General features: G+C 73.0%; 17 protein-coding genes. 9 read left to right on the forward strand and 8 right to left on the reverse strand.

What is annotated here, in order from left to right; all coding sequences use genetic code 11:
• The gene (locus EV562_RS23790; protein ID WP_133888884.1) at positions 1-963 is read left to right on the forward strand and encodes a bifunctional GNAT family N-acetyltransferase/NUDIX hydrolase; all 963 of its coding nucleotides are present in this window, start codon (positions 1-3) and stop codon (positions 961-963) included.
• Positions 964-983: 20 nt separating this feature from the next.
• Here EV562_RS23790 and EV562_RS23795 read toward each other — a convergent pair whose 3' ends face one another.
• Both EV562_RS23795 and EV562_RS23800 read right to left on the reverse strand, forming a co-directional pair.
• Positions 984-2423: a M1 family metallopeptidase gene (locus EV562_RS23795; protein ID WP_133888885.1), complete on the reverse strand. Its 1440-nt coding sequence runs from the start codon at positions 2421-2423 to the stop codon at positions 984-986.
• Positions 2424-2501: 78 nt separating this feature from the next.
• Complete coding sequence (locus EV562_RS23800; RefSeq protein ID WP_133888886.1) at positions 2502-3062, reverse strand: heme-binding protein; 561 nt, start codon at positions 3060-3062, stop codon at positions 2502-2504.
• Between the two features lie 249 nt (positions 3063-3311).
• On the opposite strand from EV562_RS23800, the gene EV562_RS23805 reads away from it, so the two are divergent.
• Both EV562_RS23805 and EV562_RS23810 read left to right on the forward strand, forming a co-directional pair.
• Positions 3312-4553, forward strand: a complete 1242-nt coding sequence (locus EV562_RS23805) for a sensor histidine kinase (protein ID WP_133888887.1) — start codon at positions 3312-3314, stop codon at positions 4551-4553.
• Entirely contained in the window at positions 4550-5206 is a 657-nt protein-coding gene (locus tag EV562_RS23810) for a response regulator transcription factor (protein WP_133888888.1), read from the forward strand. The genes EV562_RS23805 and EV562_RS23810 overlap by 4 nt, the downstream gene beginning before the upstream one ends.
• Before the next feature lie 145 nt (positions 5207-5351).
• On the opposite strand, the gene EV562_RS23815 is transcribed toward EV562_RS23810, so the two are convergent.
• Positions 5352-5927, reverse strand: a complete 576-nt coding sequence (locus EV562_RS23815) for a TerD family protein (protein ID WP_133888889.1) — start codon at positions 5925-5927, stop codon at positions 5352-5354.
• A 200-nt stretch (positions 5928-6127) separates the two neighbouring features.
• On the opposite strand from EV562_RS23815, the gene arfB reads away from it, so the two are divergent.
• Positions 6128-6565 (forward strand): alternative ribosome rescue aminoacyl-tRNA hydrolase ArfB, encoded by a 438-nt coding sequence (arfB, locus tag EV562_RS23820; RefSeq protein ID WP_133888890.1) that lies wholly within the window; start codon positions 6128-6130, stop codon positions 6563-6565.
• Positions 6566-6831: 266 nt separating this feature from the next.
• Here arfB and EV562_RS23825 read toward each other — a convergent pair whose 3' ends face one another.
• Positions 6832-7323: a flavin reductase family protein gene (locus EV562_RS23825; protein ID WP_243860150.1), complete on the reverse strand. Its 492-nt coding sequence runs from the start codon at positions 7321-7323 to the stop codon at positions 6832-6834.
• A 422-nt stretch (positions 7324-7745) separates the two neighbouring features.
• On the opposite strand from EV562_RS23825, the gene cdgB reads away from it, so the two are divergent.
• Both cdgB and EV562_RS23835 read left to right on the forward strand, forming a co-directional pair.
• Positions 7746-9410, forward strand: coding sequence for a diguanylate cyclase CdgB (gene cdgB / locus EV562_RS23830; protein WP_133888892.1), 1665 nt, complete (start codon positions 7746-7748; stop codon positions 9408-9410).
• Positions 9411-9531: 121 nt separating this feature from the next.
• Complete coding sequence (locus EV562_RS23835) at positions 9532-10515, forward strand: CBM35 domain-containing protein (RefSeq protein WP_133888893.1); 984 nt, start codon at positions 9532-9534, stop codon at positions 10513-10515.
• Positions 10516-10573: 58 nt separating this feature from the next.
• Here the strand turns inward: EV562_RS23835 and EV562_RS23840 are convergent, their stop codons facing one another.
• From EV562_RS23840 to EV562_RS23855, 4 genes are all read right to left on the reverse strand, one after another.
• Complete coding sequence (locus tag EV562_RS23840; protein ID WP_133888894.1) at positions 10574-10969, reverse strand: hypothetical protein; 396 nt, start codon at positions 10967-10969, stop codon at positions 10574-10576.
• A 105-nt stretch (positions 10970-11074) separates the two neighbouring features.
• Positions 11075-12007 (reverse strand): 1-phosphofructokinase family hexose kinase, encoded by a 933-nt coding sequence (locus EV562_RS23845; RefSeq protein ID WP_133889118.1) that lies wholly within the window; start codon positions 12005-12007, stop codon positions 11075-11077.
• Positions 12008-12151: 144 nt separating this feature from the next.
• Positions 12152-13297, reverse strand: a complete 1146-nt coding sequence (nagA, locus tag EV562_RS23850) for an N-acetylglucosamine-6-phosphate deacetylase (RefSeq protein WP_133888895.1) — start codon at positions 13295-13297, stop codon at positions 12152-12154.
• On the reverse strand, positions 13297-14280 hold the full coding sequence (locus EV562_RS23855) for an ROK family protein (protein ID WP_133888896.1): 984 nt from the start codon (positions 14278-14280) through the stop codon (positions 13297-13299). Before EV562_RS23855 ends, nagA begins: the two co-directional genes overlap by 1 nt.
• 197 nt (positions 14281-14477) lie before the next feature.
• Between EV562_RS23855 and EV562_RS23860 the strand changes: the two genes are divergently transcribed.
• The 3 genes from EV562_RS23860 to otsB all read left to right on the forward strand — a co-directional run bounded on the left by EV562_RS23860 (position 14478) and on the right by otsB (position 16951).
• Positions 14478-15722, forward strand: a complete 1245-nt coding sequence (locus EV562_RS23860) for an extracellular solute-binding protein (protein ID WP_243860142.1) — start codon at positions 14478-14480, stop codon at positions 15720-15722.
• A gap of 46 nt (positions 15723-15768) precedes the next feature.
• Complete coding sequence (locus EV562_RS23865; RefSeq protein WP_133888898.1) at positions 15769-16002, forward strand: DUF3263 domain-containing protein; 234 nt, start codon at positions 15769-15771, stop codon at positions 16000-16002.
• A 79-nt stretch (positions 16003-16081) separates the two neighbouring features.
• Positions 16082-16951 carry a trehalose-phosphatase gene (otsB, locus tag EV562_RS23870; RefSeq protein WP_133888899.1) on the forward strand — a complete coding sequence of 290 codons (870 nt, stop codon included), beginning with the start codon at positions 16082-16084 and terminating at the stop codon, positions 16949-16951.
• Positions 16952-16971 lie beyond the last annotated feature (20 nt).

Below are 16971 nucleotides of genomic sequence, written 5' to 3' on the forward strand. Positions count from 1 at the left end.
GTGATCCTCACCCCGCTCGCCCTCACCCCCGACCACGACATCCCGGGCCCGGTCCTCACCGAACTCACCGCCCTCTACGCCTCCCAGCGCGCCTTCCACGCGCTCAGCGGCGACTTCCCCGACCCGGAGGACGTCCGCCCGGAGCAGGTGGCGGCGGCGCTCGCCGGAGAACTGGCGCGGCCGGGCGCCGAGGTGCTGCTCGCCCGGGACGCGGGCCGGCTGGTCGGGCTCGCGGTGACCCTCGCCCGGCACCCCGACCCGGCGGACCCGGACCCGTGGATCGGGCTGCTGATGGTGGACGCGGGCCTGGCCCGGCGGGGGTACGGCCGACGGCTCGCGTCCCTCATCGAGGACCGCTTCCGCGACGCGGGCCGCACCGCCGTACGGCTCGCCGTCCTCGACGGCAACACCGGCGCGCTCGCCTTCTGGACCGCCCTCGGCTACACGGCCGTCGGCCACCGCCGCGACCACGACGCCGGCCGCCCCTGCACGGTGCTGCGCAGGGAGCTGGAGAGCGGCACCCCGCGCACCCCGCGCCGGGCCGCCCGGGTCGCCGTGCTCGACCCCGAGGGCGCGGTCTTCCTCCTGCGCTACGACAACGTCGAGGTCGGTGTGCACTGGGCGATGCCCGGCGGCGGTCTGGAGGCGGACGAGGGCCCCCGCGAGGGCGCCCTGCGGGAGGTGCGCGAGGAGACCGGCTGGACCGACCTGGAGCCGGGCCCCCTGCTGTGCACCTGGGAACACGACTTCACCCACCTGAGCGTCGGTCCCGTCCGCCAGTACGAGCACATCTACGTCGCCCACGGCCCCCGCCGCGAGCCCACCGGCCCCCACCTCGCCGCCGCCCACGCCGCGGACGGCATCCTCACCTGGCGCTGGTGGACCCCGGCCGAACTCGCCGAGGCACCCGAGCCGCTCTGGCCGCCCGACCTGGCCCTGCTGCTCGACGGCTTCGAGGGCTGAGACGGCGGACCGGCACCGCCTCAGGGGGACTCGGGCCTGCCGTCCCCGCGCAGCCAGTCCGCCCAGATCTCCGTGAAGTCCTCGTGCGGGGCCGACTTCTCCACGTACGCCGTGAAGTCAGCGGTGTCCGCGTTGCCGTGCCGGTGGGCGGCGGACCAGCCGCTCAGCAGCTCCCAGAAGGCGTCGTCGCCGACCGTCTCGCGGATCTTGTGCAGGACCATCGCACCCCGCTGGTACACGGGGCTGTCGGAGAGGTGCGCCGCGTCGGGCGGGTCCGCGGGCGGAAAGGCCCAGACCGAGTCGCTCTCGTCCTCGTCGTCGTAGTACGTGCCGTCGTAGAGCGCCTCGAAGGTCTCCTTGGCCGTGTCGCCGCCGTGGTCCTCCTCCCACAGCCATTCCGCGTAGGTGGCGAAGCCCTCGTTGAGCCACATGTCCCGCCAGGTCTTCGGGCTGACGGAGTTCCCGTACCACTGGTGGGCGAGTTCGTGGACGAGCAGCACGGTGTCGGGAGTGCCGGGGAAATAGGGCCGGTTCTGGGTCTCCAGGGCGTACTCGGCGTCCTCGTCGCGGTCGACGATCGCGCCGGTGGAGGAGAAGGGGTAGGGACCGAAGTTCTTCTGCGCCCAGTCCATGATCTCGGGGATCTGCTTCAGGACCTTGCGGCTCGCGCCGGCCTGCGTCGGGTCGACGGCCGTGTACACGGGCAGACCGTCGTCCGTGGTGGATCGGCCGGTCTTCCACTCGCCGACCGCGACCGTGACGACATGGCTCGCCACCGGCTCCGCGGTGTGCCAGGTGAACGTCGTACGGCCGTCCCGGGTGCGCTCGTCGCGCAACTCGCCGTTGGACACCACGCCGAGGCCCTCCGGCACGGTCACCGTGAGGTCGTACGTGGCCTTGTCCGACGGGTGGTGGCTGCCGGGGAACCACGCCATGGAGCCCGTCGGTTCACCCAGTCCCACCGCGCCGTCGGCGGTGGGAAGCCAGCCCTCCTCGGAGTCGTCGGCGTCGGTGATCGTCTCCGGCTCGCCGGAGTAACGGACCGTCACCCGGAAGGTCTCCCCGTCCTTCAGCTCGTCGGCCGGTCGGACGGTCAGTTCCTGCCCGGCCCGGTTGAAGCGGGCGTCCCGGCCCTCCACGGTGACCTTCTCGACGTCCAGGCCCTTGAGATCGAGGTCGAAGGCGGACAGGTCCCGGGTCGCGCGGGCGGTGATCGTGGCGGTGCCGGAGAGGTGCCCGGCCTCGGTGTCCCCCTCGGCGTCGCCCCCGAGGCCGCTTGCGGGGTCGTAGTCCAGGGCCAGGTCGTAGTGGCCGATGTCGTAGCCGCCGTTGCCCGCCTTGGGGAAGTACGGGTCGCGCACGCCCGAGCCGCCGGGGGTGCCGTCGACCGCACCGCCGCCACTGCATGCCGCGAGGGCGAGGGCGGTGGCGGCGGTGACGAACAGACGGAGGGTGCGCACCTCGTGATCCTATGGGGTGTTTCACGTGAAACGCCCGCTGGGAGCGGTTGTTGGGGACCGGGAGACGGTCCGGCGGTGCTAGTTCAGCGCCGCCGCACCGGCCCGGGCGAACTTCTCGTCCAGGGTGCCGGACGGGGCACCCGCGACGCCGATGCCGGCGATCGGCGCCTTGCCGGCGGTGACCGGGACGCCGCCGCCGAGGAACAGGGTGCCCGGGATGTCCTTCAGGTTCGGGGCGTTCTCCAGACGGCCCTCCAGTTCGCTGGTCGGGGCGTTCCAGGAGACCGCGGTGTACGCCTTCCGCTCGGCCGACTCGTACGACTGCGGGCCGGCACCGTCCCCGCGCAGGGTGACGATCGTGTTGCCGTTGCGGTCGACGACCGCGACCGTGATCCGCTGCCCCTCCTTCCCGGCCGCCCGCAGCGCGGCCTGCGCCGCCTCGGTGGCCGCGTCGGTCGTCAGGTGGGTGGAGGTGGTGGTGTCGCGCTTGCCGGCCACGGCGGGGGCGGCGGCCGGGTCCGGGGCCGCCTCGGGCGCGGAGGCGTTCGCGGCCACCGTGCCGAAGGTGCCGGCGGCGACGGCGGCGAGCACGGCACCGCCGGTGGCGACGCGGGCACGGCGGGAGAGGGTCTTCTTCATGGCGGGCTGCTCCTGTGGATGGGAACGTTCGGGTTCGTGCTCCCACTCTCCGGCCCGCACCGGGGCCGGACGGTCGTCGTTCCGGCTGCTCCCGGGGAACGGAACGGATGACGGCGGGGTCGTCCGATCGGTTGACCCGCGGGGGGCCCGAAGAGGGCACCATGGGAGTGCTCGCGCAGCTCAGCGGTCCCCTACCGGCAGGTTGGGGAGCAGCGCGGCGCGAGACGGGTGTGAGGAGGCGGAGACCGGATGCCGAAGTCGTACGACGCGGACGGCCGGTGGCTGGGCGCCGTGATGCACGCGGCGTTCTTCCTCCTGCTCGGTGGCGCCCTCGCCCGCTTCCTGCTGCGCCACCCCGGCGAGCCCCGCACCCCGTGGGTCCTCGCCCTGTCCCTGACCCTCGCGGTGCTGCACCTGCTGGGCCCCGTCCTGGACGGCACCGCGACGTCCGGCCCCGGCGCCCCGCCCGTCGCACGGCGCCTGGCCCGGCTGGGGCCGGTGGTCGTGGTCTGGATGGTGCTGGTCGTGCTGGCGCCCAGCTTCGCCTGGTGTGCGGTGCCCCTCTTCTACACCGGCCTGCGCACCCTGCCGGCCCGGGCGGCGCTGGTCCTGGTCACCGTCCTGACGGTGTTCGTCGTCGCCGCGCAGCTGCGGCTCGCGGGAGGCTTCGACCCGAACCTGCTGCTCGCCCCGCCCGCCGTCGCCGCCGTCGCCGCGGCCGTGTTCCTGCACACCGAACGGCAGGCGGCCCGGCAGCGTGCCCTGATCGACGACCTGCTCCGCACCCGCCGCGAACTCGCCGCCTCCGAACGCCGCGAGGGCACCCTCGCCGAACGCCAGCGGCTGTCCATGGAGATCCACGACTCCCTCGCCCAGGGCCTGTCCAGCCAGCGGATGCTGCTCCAGGCCGCCGAGCGGGTCTGGGAGTCGGACCGGGACAAGGCCCGCGCCCACGTCCGGGGGGCCGCCTCCGTCGCCGAGCACAACCTGGCCGAGGCCCGCCGCTTCGTCCACGACCTGGCCCCGGCCGACCTCGCCCGCGGCGGTGGCCTGGAGGCGGCGCTGCGGTCCCTGGCCGCGCGGGAGTCCGGCGACCACCTCGCCGTGCGCGTCCACGTCGACGACGACGCGCGCGTCCCCGCCGTGCCCGACCGCGTCCAGTCGGCCCTGCTGCGCATCGCCCAGGGCGCCCTGGCCAACGTCCGTGAGCACGCGGCGGCGTCGAGCGCCGTGCTCAGCCTCACCCTGCTCGACGACGAGGTCGTCCTGGACGTCACCGACGACGGGCACGGCTTCGACCCGGCGAAGCCGTCCGACACCTCCGCCGGGGTGCGCGGACACGGGCTGCCCGCCATGCGCGCCCGGCTGCGCCAGCTCGGCGGCACCCTGACCGTGGAGTCCGCCCCCGGCGAGGGCACCGCCCTGTCCGCCGCCGTGCCCCTGACGGCGACCCCGACCGGCCCGGCCGACCCGCAGGAGGCACCCCGATGACCGACCCGGCGGACGGCGGGCCCGTCCCCGTGCGCATCCTGGTCTGCGACGACCACGTCGTCGTACGCGCCGGGCTGCTCGCCCTGCTCGACAGCGCCCCCGGCATCGAGGTGGCCGGCGAGGCGGGCACCGGCGAGGAGGCGCTCGCGCTCACCGCACGGCTGGCGCCGGACGTCGTGCTGATGGACCTTCAGCTCGGCGCGGGCATGGACGGCGTGGAGACCACCCGCCGCCTCACCACGGAGGCCGGCGGCCGCGCCCCGCACGTCCTGGTGCTCACCACGTACGACACCGACGCCGACATCACCCGCGCCATCGAGGCGGGCGCCACGGGCTACCTGCTCAAGGCCGAACGGCCCGAGGAACTGTTCGCGGCCATCCACGCCGCCGCCCGGGGCCGTACGACGCTCTCCGGGCCGGTCGCCGGCCGGGTCATGGCCGGGCTGCGCAGCCCGCGTCCCTCCCTCACCGACCGGGAGCGCGACATCCTGGCCCAGCTCGCCACCGGCCGGGGCAACCGGGAGATCGCCCGCGCCCTGTTCATCAGCGAGGCCACGGTGAAGACGCACCTGCGCCGCATCTACGGCAAGCTCGGCGTCGACACCCGCACGGGAGCGGTCGCGGTGGCCAAGGAACAGCGTCTGCTGCCCTGAGGCCCCACTCTCCTCGCCGCACACCCGCCCTGCTCACCGCACCACCTCGCCCTCCTCGCCGCCCCGATTCCGCCGTCGGGACGCGGAAGGCCCCCCGGCCGGACATCCGGGGGGCCTCCGCAAGGGACGGACGGGCGGCTGAACGTCAGACGTTCACGCCGAAGTCCTGGGCGATGCCCACCAGGCCCGAGGCGTAGCCCTGGCCGACGGCGCGGAACTTCCACTCGGCACCGTTGCGGTACAGCTCGCCGAAGACCATGGCGGTCTCGGTGGCCGCGTCCTCCGACAGGTCGTAGCGCGCGATCTCGGCGCCGCCGGCCTGGTTGACGATGCGGATGTACGCGTTGCGCACCTGGCCGAAGTTCTGCGAGCGGTTCTCCGCGTCGTAGATCGAGACCGGGAAGACGATCTTCTCGATGTCGGCCGGCAGACCGGCCAGGTTGACGTTGATCGCCTCGTCGTCGCCGGCGCCCTCGCCGGTGCGGTTGTCACCGGTGTGGACGATGGTGTTGTCCGGGGTCTGCTTGTTGTTGAAGAAGACGAAGTGGGCGTCGGAGTAGACCTTGCCCTGCGTGTTGACCGCGATCGCGGAGGCGTCGAGGTCGAAGTCGGTGCCGGTGGTGGTGCGGACGTCCCAGCCGAGCCCCACGGTGACTTCGGTCAGGCCCGGAGCCTCCTTGGTGAGCGAGACGTTGCCACCCTTGGACAGGCTTACAGCCATTGTTGGGAGTCCCTTCCCTCGTTTACGTACGGCAAGAAAGCTACAGCTACCACCAAGAACGTCGAGGGGGGTCCACAAGGTTCCGCCTCTCTTTACTTTCTTTACCGAGACGGCGGTGGGTCGTGCGGGCGGGACCGCACACCGGGGGAGGCGCCGGGGCCGGGATATTGGGGTGACGTGGGCCGTCCGGGGGCGGGAACATGGAGGGTATGTCCGGTCCCCATGTCATCCGCGGCTCCGTCTCCCTGCCCGAGGCCGAGCTCGTCTGGCGTTTCTCGCGTTCCTCGGGGCCCGGCGGACAGCACGTCAACACCACGGACACCGCGGTGGAACTGCGGTTCGACCTGGCGCGCACCGAGGCCCTGCCCGAGGTGTGGAAGCAGCGCGCGCTGGAGCGGCTGGCCGGGCGCCTGGCCGACGGCGTCGTCACCGTCCGCGCCTCCGAGCACCGCTCCCAGTGGCGCAACCGCGAGACCGCCGCCGTACGCCTCGCCGCCCTGCTCGCCGAGGCCACCGCGCCCCCGCCCAGGCCCCGCAGGCCGACCCGCGTCCCGCGCGGTATCAACGAGCGCCGGCTGCGGAAGAAGAAGGAGCGCTCGCAGACCAAGCGCGGCCGCTCCCCGAAGAACTGGGACTGAGCCCTGGTCAGGCCGTCTTCAGCACGCCCACCGTCTGATCCCGCTGGTCGACCCGTCCGGGCGGAAGCCGGGACCCGGGTAGAACCCCCCGGGGGGCCGGAAGCCGACGGGCGGTCGCCGTCCAGGATCAGCCGGGGCCAGGCGCCCCCGGATGCCGTGGGCGGCGGCGGGGTTCGCGGAAGTGATCGTCTCCAGTCGGAGCCCGGGGCCGGTCGTCATGGGCGCACCACAGGCGGGTCCCCGCCCCTCGGGCGAGCCGTTTCCGATCAGCTCAGCTGCCGGTAGCGCCCCCGGAAGTACGTCAGCGGCCCTCCGTCCGCGCTCGGCAGCGCGGCGGTCAGGACCCGGCCGATCACCAGGGTGTGGTCCCCGGCCGGCACCCGCTGCTCGGTGCGGCACTCCAGCGTCGCGAGGGCCCCGCCCGCCAGGGGCGCCCCGGTCGCCCCGCCCCGCGTGTACGGGATGTCCGCGAACAGCAGGCGGTCGCTGACGCGGCCCTTCATCGCGAAGCGGCCCGCGATGTGCCGCTGGCTCTCGGCGAGGACGGAGACGGCCCACAGGGGCTGCTCGTCCAGCAGGTCGTCCATGCGGGAGCCCTCGCGCAGGCTGACCAGGACCAGCGGCGGGTCCAGGGACACCGACATGAAGGCGGTCGCCGTCATGCCGACGTCCTCGCCGCGCGGGGCCAGCGGGTCGTCGGGGTCCAGCGGCGGCTCCTGCGCGGTCACCAGGACCACGCCCGAGGCCAGCCGGGACATGGCGGCACGGAACTCCTCGTTGCTCACCCCCTCAGCATGCCCGGAGGCGGGCGACGGGAACGGGGACGCAAGGGGCGTGAGAGACGCGGTATTCGGCACTCCGCCACGCTAATCTCCGGGAGATCGGCGGGACATCGGGCCCCGGTCCCAAACAGGACCTAGGACCACAGAAGGAGCCGCGCAGAGATGTGCGCATACCTACAAACTTTGCGTTCGGTAAACGCACAGAGAAAACGCAGAAACCCCACTCAATTGTTCATGTTTCGCTGTGACTTGAGTCACAAGAAGCGGTAATTGTTGACCCTGTGTACCGAGTGGGGAGCGCGCTGTGATTCAGTGGCGGGGAACCTGCAAGGGCACCGTCGGTAAAGGTGCCGAAGAGCACCCTTGATTCACTGCGAGGTCTCGGGGGGAGGGCGAGCATGGAGACCGACTCTGAGCCCTATGTCCGCCTGGCCTCCCTGCGGCAGCTGCACCAGGCCATGGCCGACATGAACAAGGCCCGCAGCCTGGCCGACACCCTGCAGGCCGTCGCCGACGGCGTCGTGCAGGCCCTCGGCTACGAGCTGGCATGCGTCAACCTGGTCGGCCCCGACGGCGATCTCGTCGTCGCCGCCTTCGCCGGCAACCAGGCCGCCGAGGCGCTCATCACCGGACGCTCGGGCTCCCGCGCGTCCTGGGACCGGCGCCTGAACATGGGCGAGCAGTGGGGCGACCTGATCTTCATACCCCACACCGAGGGCTGGGTCCTCGACGACGACGACGTCCCCCAGTGGTACACCGACGGGCCCGCGCCCCGCTTCGAGGACGAGTGGCACCCCTCGGACCGGCTCTTCGCCCCGATGTACGCGCCCGGCCCGATGGGCGGCGGCAGCAGCGGGGAGCTGATCGGCGTCCTGTCCGTGGACCGGCCGCGCAACGGCCGCCGACCCGGCGCCTGGGGCCGCGAGGCGCTGCAGATGTACGCCTTCCAGGCCGCCATCGCGATCAGCAACGCCCGCCTCCGCTCCAACATGCAGCGCGCCCTGGTCCGCCTGGAGCGCGACCAGCAGGCGCTCAGGGCCAGCGAGGAGAGCTTCCGGCAGGCCTTCGAGTACGCCCCCTCCGGCATGGCCATCGCCGAGATGGGCGGCGACCAGCACGGACGCATCCTGCGCACCAACGACGCGCTGTGCCGCCTGCTGGGCCGCCGCGCCTCCGCGATGCGCCGCTACGCCTTCTCCGACCTCGTCCACCCCGAGGACATCGGCACCCTGCTGCGCACCTCCGCCGAGGGCGGCCGGGCCGAGCTGCGCCTGGGCCGCCGCGACGGCACCTACGTCTGGGTCTCGCTGCGCAACAGCGTCGTCGCCGACGCCGCCGACGGGCCGCGGTTCCTGCTCACCCACGTCGAGGACATCGAGGAGCGCAAGCGCCGCGAGCTCCAGCTCGCCCACCGCGCCTCCCACGACTCCCTCACCGGCCTGCCGAACAGTGCCGAGCTGCGCTCCCGCCTCGCCGCCCGGCTGTGCCAGCGCCCGCAGTCCTCGCACGCGGCCGTGGCCGACGCCATGGACGCCGCCTACGGGCACTCCGCCGTGTTCGACTCCGGCGGCCACACCTTCGACTTCGGCGCCGCCGCCGAGCCGTACGGCGCCTTCGACCACCACGTGCACGCCGTGGCGCCCGAGGACGGCCGCGACGACGGCGCCAAGGGGCTCGCCGTCCTCTTCTGCGACCTGGACGGCTTCAAGTCGATCAACGACCGGTTCGGTCACAACGCGGGCGACGCCGTGCTCATCGAGGTCGCCCGGCGGCTCAGCGGCGGCGTCCGCGACGGCGACACCGTGGCCCGGCTCGGCGGCGACGAGTTCGTGATCCTCGCCAACGGGCTCGGCCGGGCCGACGCCCAGGACCTCGCCGTACGGCTGCGGGGCGAGATCATCCAGCCGATCAGGGCCGAGGGCCGGGCCGTCCGCGTGGGCGCCAGTTTCGGCATCGGCTGGGCCCACTGCGGCATGACGGCGGACGAGGTGCTGAAGTCGGCCGACGAGCGGATGTACGTCGAGAAACGATCTCGTCCCAAACAACATCGTCGTGCCGGATGAACCGCAGGTCAGTGCGCTGATGCGGTATGAGTCACCCGTTTGGGGCAGTGGGAGCGGGTAGGCTCGCTCTCTCACCCACCCGTACCGCACCACGCGACGCATCTGGTTAGGAGACCTAGGGATGACGCCCGGCAACAACGGCGCGAGCACGCCCGAGGACGACGACCCCTTCGGCTACCTCTACGCCGACGGGCAGGCCAACGGGGCCCAGCCGCCGTCCGGTGGCTACGGCTACCCGAACTCGGTCAACCGGGTGCGTCCCGTCGGCACACGGCAGTACGGCGCACCGCAGTCCCAGGGCGCGCAGACCGCCGCCTACGGCCAGGCCGCCCCGCCCCAGCAGGGCGCCTACGGTCAGCCGCAGGGCGTCTACGGTCAGCCGAACGCGCACTACGCGGCCCCGGAGACCCTCCCCGGCGGGGGCGGCGGCGCCGCGGGCCCGCAGCAGCCCTCCGGGCACGGCGGGGGCGGCGGACGCCGCGGCCCCAACACCAAGGGCCTGCTGATCGGCGCGGTGGCGGTCGTCGCCGCCGTGGTCATCGGCATCGCCGTGGCCATGACGAGCAGCGGCACCGACGACGACAAGGGCGGCGACGAGGCGGGCGGTGACACCACCCCCACCCAGTCCCAGAGCACCGGGCCGAGCCCGTCGGCGAGCGGCGGCGGCGACGACGAGGTCGAGCTGCCCTCCGTCGAGGCGAAGGCGATGCGGCTGTCGCCGGGCATGGGGACGGCCTCGGACATCGAGGGTGCGGAGGCAGACGGTGGTGTCTACGTCACGGGCTTCAACCAGGTCGGCGCGAAGGTCACCTGGACCGTCGACGGAATTGAGAAGGCCGGGAGCTACCGGCTGAATGTGCGCTACGGCATCCCGGGCAAGGACGCTGACGCGACCCTAGTCGTCAACGGCAAAGCCTCCCCGCGTCCGCTGAACATGAAGAACTTCGGCGGCACCCCTGAGGGGGACTGGGAAAAAGGTTGGCAGACCACCTGGGCCAACGTGAACCTGACCAAGGGAACCAACACGATCGAGCTGGCCTGCAACGAGGGCGACCAGTGCAACGTGAATCTCGATCAGTTCTGGCTAGAGACGGAGTCGCAGTAGAGACGCCGTCCGCGGATGTGGGACGGCGCGATGCCGCCCCACATCAAGGTGCTGAGTGTCAGGCGATTGCCCAGTCAGTGCACGAGTTCAGCATGGTGCTTCCTTCGAACCTGCCTACCTGGACCCCCCAGTCAAATATGCCTGAGCTGTTCGTCGCGTATGAGTTGTAGTCGACTGCGCCATTGTTGGCGCCGTTCGTGTCCTTATGCCACGGCCAATACTTTTTCACCCCATTGACGTCCTCGGTCACTAGTCGGGCAGCGGCGTGATGCCCGTCCGCCTTCGTGTCTGAGAACGTCATCTGGAAGTCGATCCGACTGGCGGCGCCGTACCAGTCTGCGTAGACGTATCCCCACGCGCCTGTGGTCGAACATTCAGGCTGAAGGGGGGTGGCCTGGGCGGTGTTCGATGTCGCCACAGTAAGAGCGATGGCCCCCATTGCTGTGCCGATCAACTGTACGGTCCTGCGGCTCCGGGTCTACTTAAAGATCATGTTCACGACATTAGCGGAGCGTTTGATCTACAGCGTGCCTCTTTTGCGTCATGATGTGGCGCATCATCACGCCGCGCCCGCCTCCGCCGTCACCGCGACCACGCGCCCGAGCAGCTCCTCGTACGCCGCCCGGTCGAACTCGCCCGCCACCGGCGCCAGCACCGTCGCCGCCGACAGGGCCACCGCCCGGGCCAGCGTCTGCGGCCAGGGCAGGTGCTCCACCAGGCCGGAGAGCAGGCCCGCCACCGCGGAGTCGCCCGCGCCGGTCGGGTTGCCGCGGACGTGGGCCGGCGGGGCGGCGCGCCAGCGGCCCTCCGGCGTCACCGCGAGCAGCCCCTCGGCACCGAGCGAGGCGACCACCGAGCGGGCACCGCGGCGCCGGGCGGCCTGCGCGGCCCGCTGCGGTTCGTGCGTGCCGGTCAGCTCGGCCAGTTCGTCGGCGTTCGGCTTGATCAGGTCCGGGCGGGCGGCCAGGCCCCGCCGCAGCGGCTCCCCGCTGGTGTCGAGCAGCACCGGCACGCCCGCGGAGCGCGCGGTGCGCACCAGCCCGGCGTAGGCGCCCACCGGAACCCCCGGCGGCAGGCTGCCGCACAGGGCCACCGCGGCGGCTCCGGTCAGCAGGTCCGCGTACGCCTCCTGGAAGGCGGTCCACTCGGCGGGCGCCACGGCCGGACCCGGCTCGTTGAGCTGGGTGGTGTCGCCGGTGCGCTCGTCGACGACGGCGACGGTCCGCCGGGTCGCGCCCGCGACCGGCACGAGCGCGTCGCTCACCCCGGGCACCCCGGCCAGCCGCTCGCTGACGACGTCCCCGGTGGTGCCGCCCGCGAAGCCGGTGACCGTCACCTCGTGCCCGAGGGCCGCCAGCACCCGGGCCACGTTCAGCCCCTTGCCGCCGGGCCGCTCGGTCACCTCGGTCACCCGGTGGGAGGCGTGGGGCCTGAAGCCCTGGACGCGGTAGGTGATGTCGAGCGCGGTGTTGAGAGTGACGGTGAGGATCACCGTGCCGACCTCCCCCGATCGTCTGCGGCTGGATGTGTCCGCGGAGCCGTGCTCCACGACACGATCATGCCAAACGGGCGGCGGTCGGCCCAGCCCCCGGAGCGGCCGTCACCGGCCCGTTCCGGGGGTGGAGTCGGGGACGGATCAGCCCAGTTGGGGATCGACCACCCATTCGCCCCGGCGCATCACGCCCACCAGGTCGAAGGCGTCGTCCAGGACCACCAGGTCGGCGTCCTTGCCGGGCTCCAGGGAGCCGACCCGGTCGTCCAGGCCCAGCAGCCGCGCCGGGTTGGCCGAGATCGCCGCGACGACGTCCCCGACGGGCAGCCGGTCGACGGTCACCGCCCGCTTGAACGCGCGGTCCAGGGTGAGCGTGGAGCCCGCGATCGAGCCGCCCTCCACCAGCCGGGCCACGCCGTCGGCGACCTCGACCTCCAGCGGGCCGAGCAGATAGCGGCCGTCGCCGAAGCCGGCCGCGTCCATCGCGTCGGTGATGAACGCGACCCGGGAGGCACCCGCGTGGTGGAAGGCCAGTTGCAGCGCGGCCGGGTGCAGGTGGGTGCCGTCGTTGATCAGCTCGACGGTGATCCGCTCGTCCTCAAGCAGCGCCGTGATCGGACCCGGGGCGCGGTGGCCGACCGGGGGCATCGCGTTGAAGAGGTGCGTGGCGACGGTCGCGCCCGCGTCGATGGCCCGCACGGTCTGCTCGTAGGTGGCGTCGGTGTGCCCGACGGCCGCGATCACGCCGTGCTCGACCAGCAGCCGTACGGAGTCCAGGCCGCCCGGCAGCTCGGTCGCCAGCGTCATCATCTTCGCGTGGCCGTGCGCCGCGTCGACCAGCTTGCGCACCTCGGCCGGGTCCGGGTCGCGCAGCAGCTGCTCGTCGTGGGCGCCCTTGCGGCAGGGGGAGATGAACGGCCCCTCGAAGTGGATGCCAACGATGTCGTCCTGCTGCGCGAGCTCGGCCAGCATCCCGGCGTGCCGGGCGAGGAAGTCCAGGTCGCCGGTGACGGCGGAGGCCACCACCGTGGTGGTGCCGTGCCTGCGGTGGGTCTCGACGCCCTTGAGGACGTCCTCCGCGGTGCCGCCGGCGAAGGAGGCGCCGCCGCCCCCGTGGTTGTGGATGTCGACGAAACCGGGGACCACCCAGTGGCCCGGCAGGTCGACGACCTGGGCCTGCGGGGGAGCCGTGTCCACGATCCGCGTGCCGTCGACGATCACGCGGCCGTCGTCCACGGTCCCGGTGGGCAGTACCACCCGGGCACCGGCGAGAACCTTGCTTGGGGCCATCAGGTGGTTACCTCCGGGGGAGTCGCGGTCGTGGAAGTCGTGGCGGTGGTGCCGGACGCCGTCGGAGCGGCGAGCAGGTCCCAGGCCATCAGCCCGGCACCCAGGCAGCCGGCGGTGTCCCCGAGTGCGGCGGGGACGATCTTCGGCAGCTTCTGGAAGGTGACGCGCCGCCGGACGGCGTCCCGCAGCGGTGTGAACAAGGTTTCCCCCGCCTCGGCGAGGCCGCCACCGATGATCAGGACCCGCGGGTCCAGCAGAGTGAGCGCGGCGACCAGCCCGTCGGCGAGCGCGTCCACCGCGTCCTGCCACACGGCGAGCGCACGGGCGTCGCCCGACTCGACGGCCTTGGCGCAGTCGGCGGCGTCCGCCGCCGGGTCGCCGCAGGCCTGGGCCCACGCCTGGCTGACCGCCGACGCGGAGGCGAACCGCTCCAGGCAGCCGCGCTGCCCGCACGGGCAGGCGATGCCGCCGGGGCGCACGACGACGTGGCCGATCTCGCCCGCGAAGCCGTGGGCGCCCGCCTCGACGCGTCCGTCGATGCCGATGGCACCCGCGATCCCGGTGCCCAGCGGCACGAACAGGAACCGGTCGGCGCCCCGGCCGGCACCGATCCGGCCCTCGGCGAGTCCGCCGGTGCGCACGTCGTGGCCGAGGGCGACCGGAACGGAGCCGAGCCGTTCGCCGAGCAGCGCCCGCAGCGGTACGTCGCGCCAGCCGAGGTTGGCCGCGTAGACGGCGACGCCCTGCTCGGCGTCGACGATGCCGGGGACGGCGACGCCGGCGGCGCGGGCCGGCTCGCCGAAGCGGTCGGCGCCGTAGGCCCGCAGCTCGGCGGCGAAGTCGAGGATGCCGGCGACGACCGCCTCGGGGCCCCGCTCGCGGCCGGTGGCCCGGCGCGCCTGGTGCAGCAGCTCGCCCCCCGGCCCCGCCAGGGCGGCCTTCATCCCGGTGCCGCCCACATCGAGGGCGATGACATGTCTCACGGGGACAGTGTGGCCCGTCTACCCGGGAGAGGTCTAGTCCACTTACGTGGTGTAGACCTTAATCCGGTAAGCGAACGCGCGAACGAGCAGAGAACAACGCGGGTGAACGACGCGGGGGACGACGCGAGTGGACGGCGCGGGGTGAACGACGAGTCGTCGGCAGGGTTGGGGAACAGGTGCAGCGGCGTAGGACAGGAATGATCGCGGTGGTGTCCGCACTGGGCATGACGGCGGTCCTCGGCGGCTGCGGCCTCACCGGCGACTCCGGCGAGGTGACACTCGAGCTCGTCGCCGCCGACTACGGCGACAGCAAGGACAACAGCTCCCAGAAGTACTGGGACGAGCTGGTGAAGTCCTACGAGGCCAAGAACCCCGACGTGCACGTGGACGTCACCGTCTACTCCTGGAGCGACGTGGACCGCGAGGTCCGCGAGCTGGTCGAGGCCGGCAAGGCCCCCGCCATGGCGCAGATCGGCGCCTACTCCGACTACGCGGACCAGGACCTGCTCTACCGGGCCGACGACGTGCTCTCCATCCCGGTCCAGGCCGACTTCGTCTCCCAGCTGGCCGGGGCCGGCCAGGTCAACGGCGTGCAGTACGGCATGCCCTTCGCCGCCTCCACCCGGGTGCTCTTCTACAACAAGACCCTCTTCGCCGAGGCCGGCGTCACCCCGCCCACGTCCTGGGACGACCTCGCCGAGGCCGCCGAGGCGCTCAAGGAGAAGGGCGTGAAGTACCCGTACGCCCTGCCGCTGGGCGCCGAGGAGGCGCAGGCCGAGACGATGCAGTGGATGCTCAGCGGGGGCGGCGGCTACACCGACGACGTCGGCACCTACTCCGTCGACTCCCCGCAGAACGTCACCACCTTCACCTGGCTGCGCGACGAACTGGTCGCCAAGGGCCTGACCGGCCCGGTCGCCCCCGGCAAGCTGGACCGCGCCGACGCCTTCGCCGCCTTCGCCAACGGCGACGTCGGCATGCTCAACGGGCACCCCTCGCTGATGAAGACGGCGTCCGGCAAGGGCGTGAAGTACGGCATGGTGACCACCCCCGGCGTCGACGGCGAGAGCGAGAACACCCTCGGGGTCACCGACTGGATGACGGCCTTCAAGAAGAACGGCCACCAGAAGGAGATCGGCGAGTTCCTCGACTTCGTCTACAGCGAGGAGAACGTCGTCGACTTCTCCCGCGAGTACGACCTGCTGCCGGTGACCACCTCGGCGTCGCGGACCATGAGCGGCGCGGCGGAGGACGAGAAGCTCAAGCCGTTCCTCGACGAGCTGCTGCTCTCCGAGCTGTACCCGGTGGGCAAGACCTCCTGGGCCTCGGTCAGCGCGGACGTCAAGAAGCGCATCGGCCAGGCGGTCGCCCCCGGGGGCAGCCCCAAAGACGTACTCGCCCAGATCCAGCTGACGGCGATGCGGGCGGGCAGCGGGGAATAGCCGCGGGGCGGGCGCGCTGTCGGTGGCGGGCGTTACGGTGCCCTACATGGACCTGGGAGAGCTGGCCGAGCGGGAGCGGGGCATCCTCGCACTGGAACGCCGGGGCTTCTCCGGCCCCGGCGCCAAGGAGCGCGCCGTCCGCGAGGAGCTGGGCCTGGCCCCCGTCCGCTACTACCAGCTCCTCAACGCCCTCCTGGACGACCCCCGCGCCCTCGCCGCCGACCCGGTGACGGTCAACCGCCTGCGCCGCGTACGCGAGTCGCGCCGCGCGGAGCGCTAGAGCGCCCGCGTCCCGCCGGTTCGGACGGGCGGACCGCGGGGGAGGCGTGCGCCCGGCCCGTGCGGGATAGGTTCGCGGTATGGGCAGCCACCAGGACTCCACCCGAGACGACTCCCCGCACTCCCTGCCGACGCCCGCGACCGCGGCCGGCCGCGAAGGGCTCGACGCCCTCCTCGCGCACCCGGGCCGCGCGGTGGTCGCGCTGGACTTCGACGGCACGCTCGCCCCGATCGTGCCCGACCCCGACCAGGCCCGCGCCCACCCGGACGCCGTACCGGCGCTCGCGGCCCTGGCGCCGAAGGTCGCCTCGATCGCGGTGATCACCGGCCGCCCCGCCGAGGTCGCGGTCGGTCACGGCGGCTTCGCCGGTGTACCCGGACTCGACCGCCTCGTCGTCCTCGGCCACTACGGCGCCGAGCGCTGGGACGCCGCCACCGGCACCCTCACCACGCCCGAGCCGCACCCCGGCGTCACCGCCGTCCGCGCCGAGCTGCCGGGGCTGCTGGAGCGGTCCGGGGCGGCGGAGGGCACCTGGACGGAGGACAAGGGCCACGCGGTCGCCGTCCACACCCGCCGCGCCCCCGACCCGCGGGCCGCCTTCGACACCCTGCGCGCTCCCCTCGCCGACCTGGCCTCCCGTCACGGCCTGATCGTCGAGCCCGGCCGCATGGTCCTGGAGCTGCGCCCGCCCGGCATGGACAAGGGCGCCGCCCTCAGGTCGTACGTCCACTCCCTCGGCGCCGCCTCCGTCCTCTTCGCCGGGGACGACCTCGGCGACCTCCCGGCCTACGCGGCCGTCGACACCCTCCGCGCCGAGGGCATCCCGGGGCTCCTGGTCTGCAGCGGAAGCGACGAGGTGACGGAACTGAGCAAGCGCGCGGACGTCGAGGTGCCCGGCCCGGCCGGAGTGGTGGCCCTCCTGGCGGCCCTCGCGCACCGGCTGGCCTGAGACAACGTCACGGCCGTTTC

Origin of the sequence: Streptomyces sp. BK208 (assembly GCF_004364245.1) — a bacterium.
Taxonomy (GTDB): domain Bacteria; phylum Actinomycetota; class Actinomycetes; order Streptomycetales; family Streptomycetaceae; genus Streptomyces.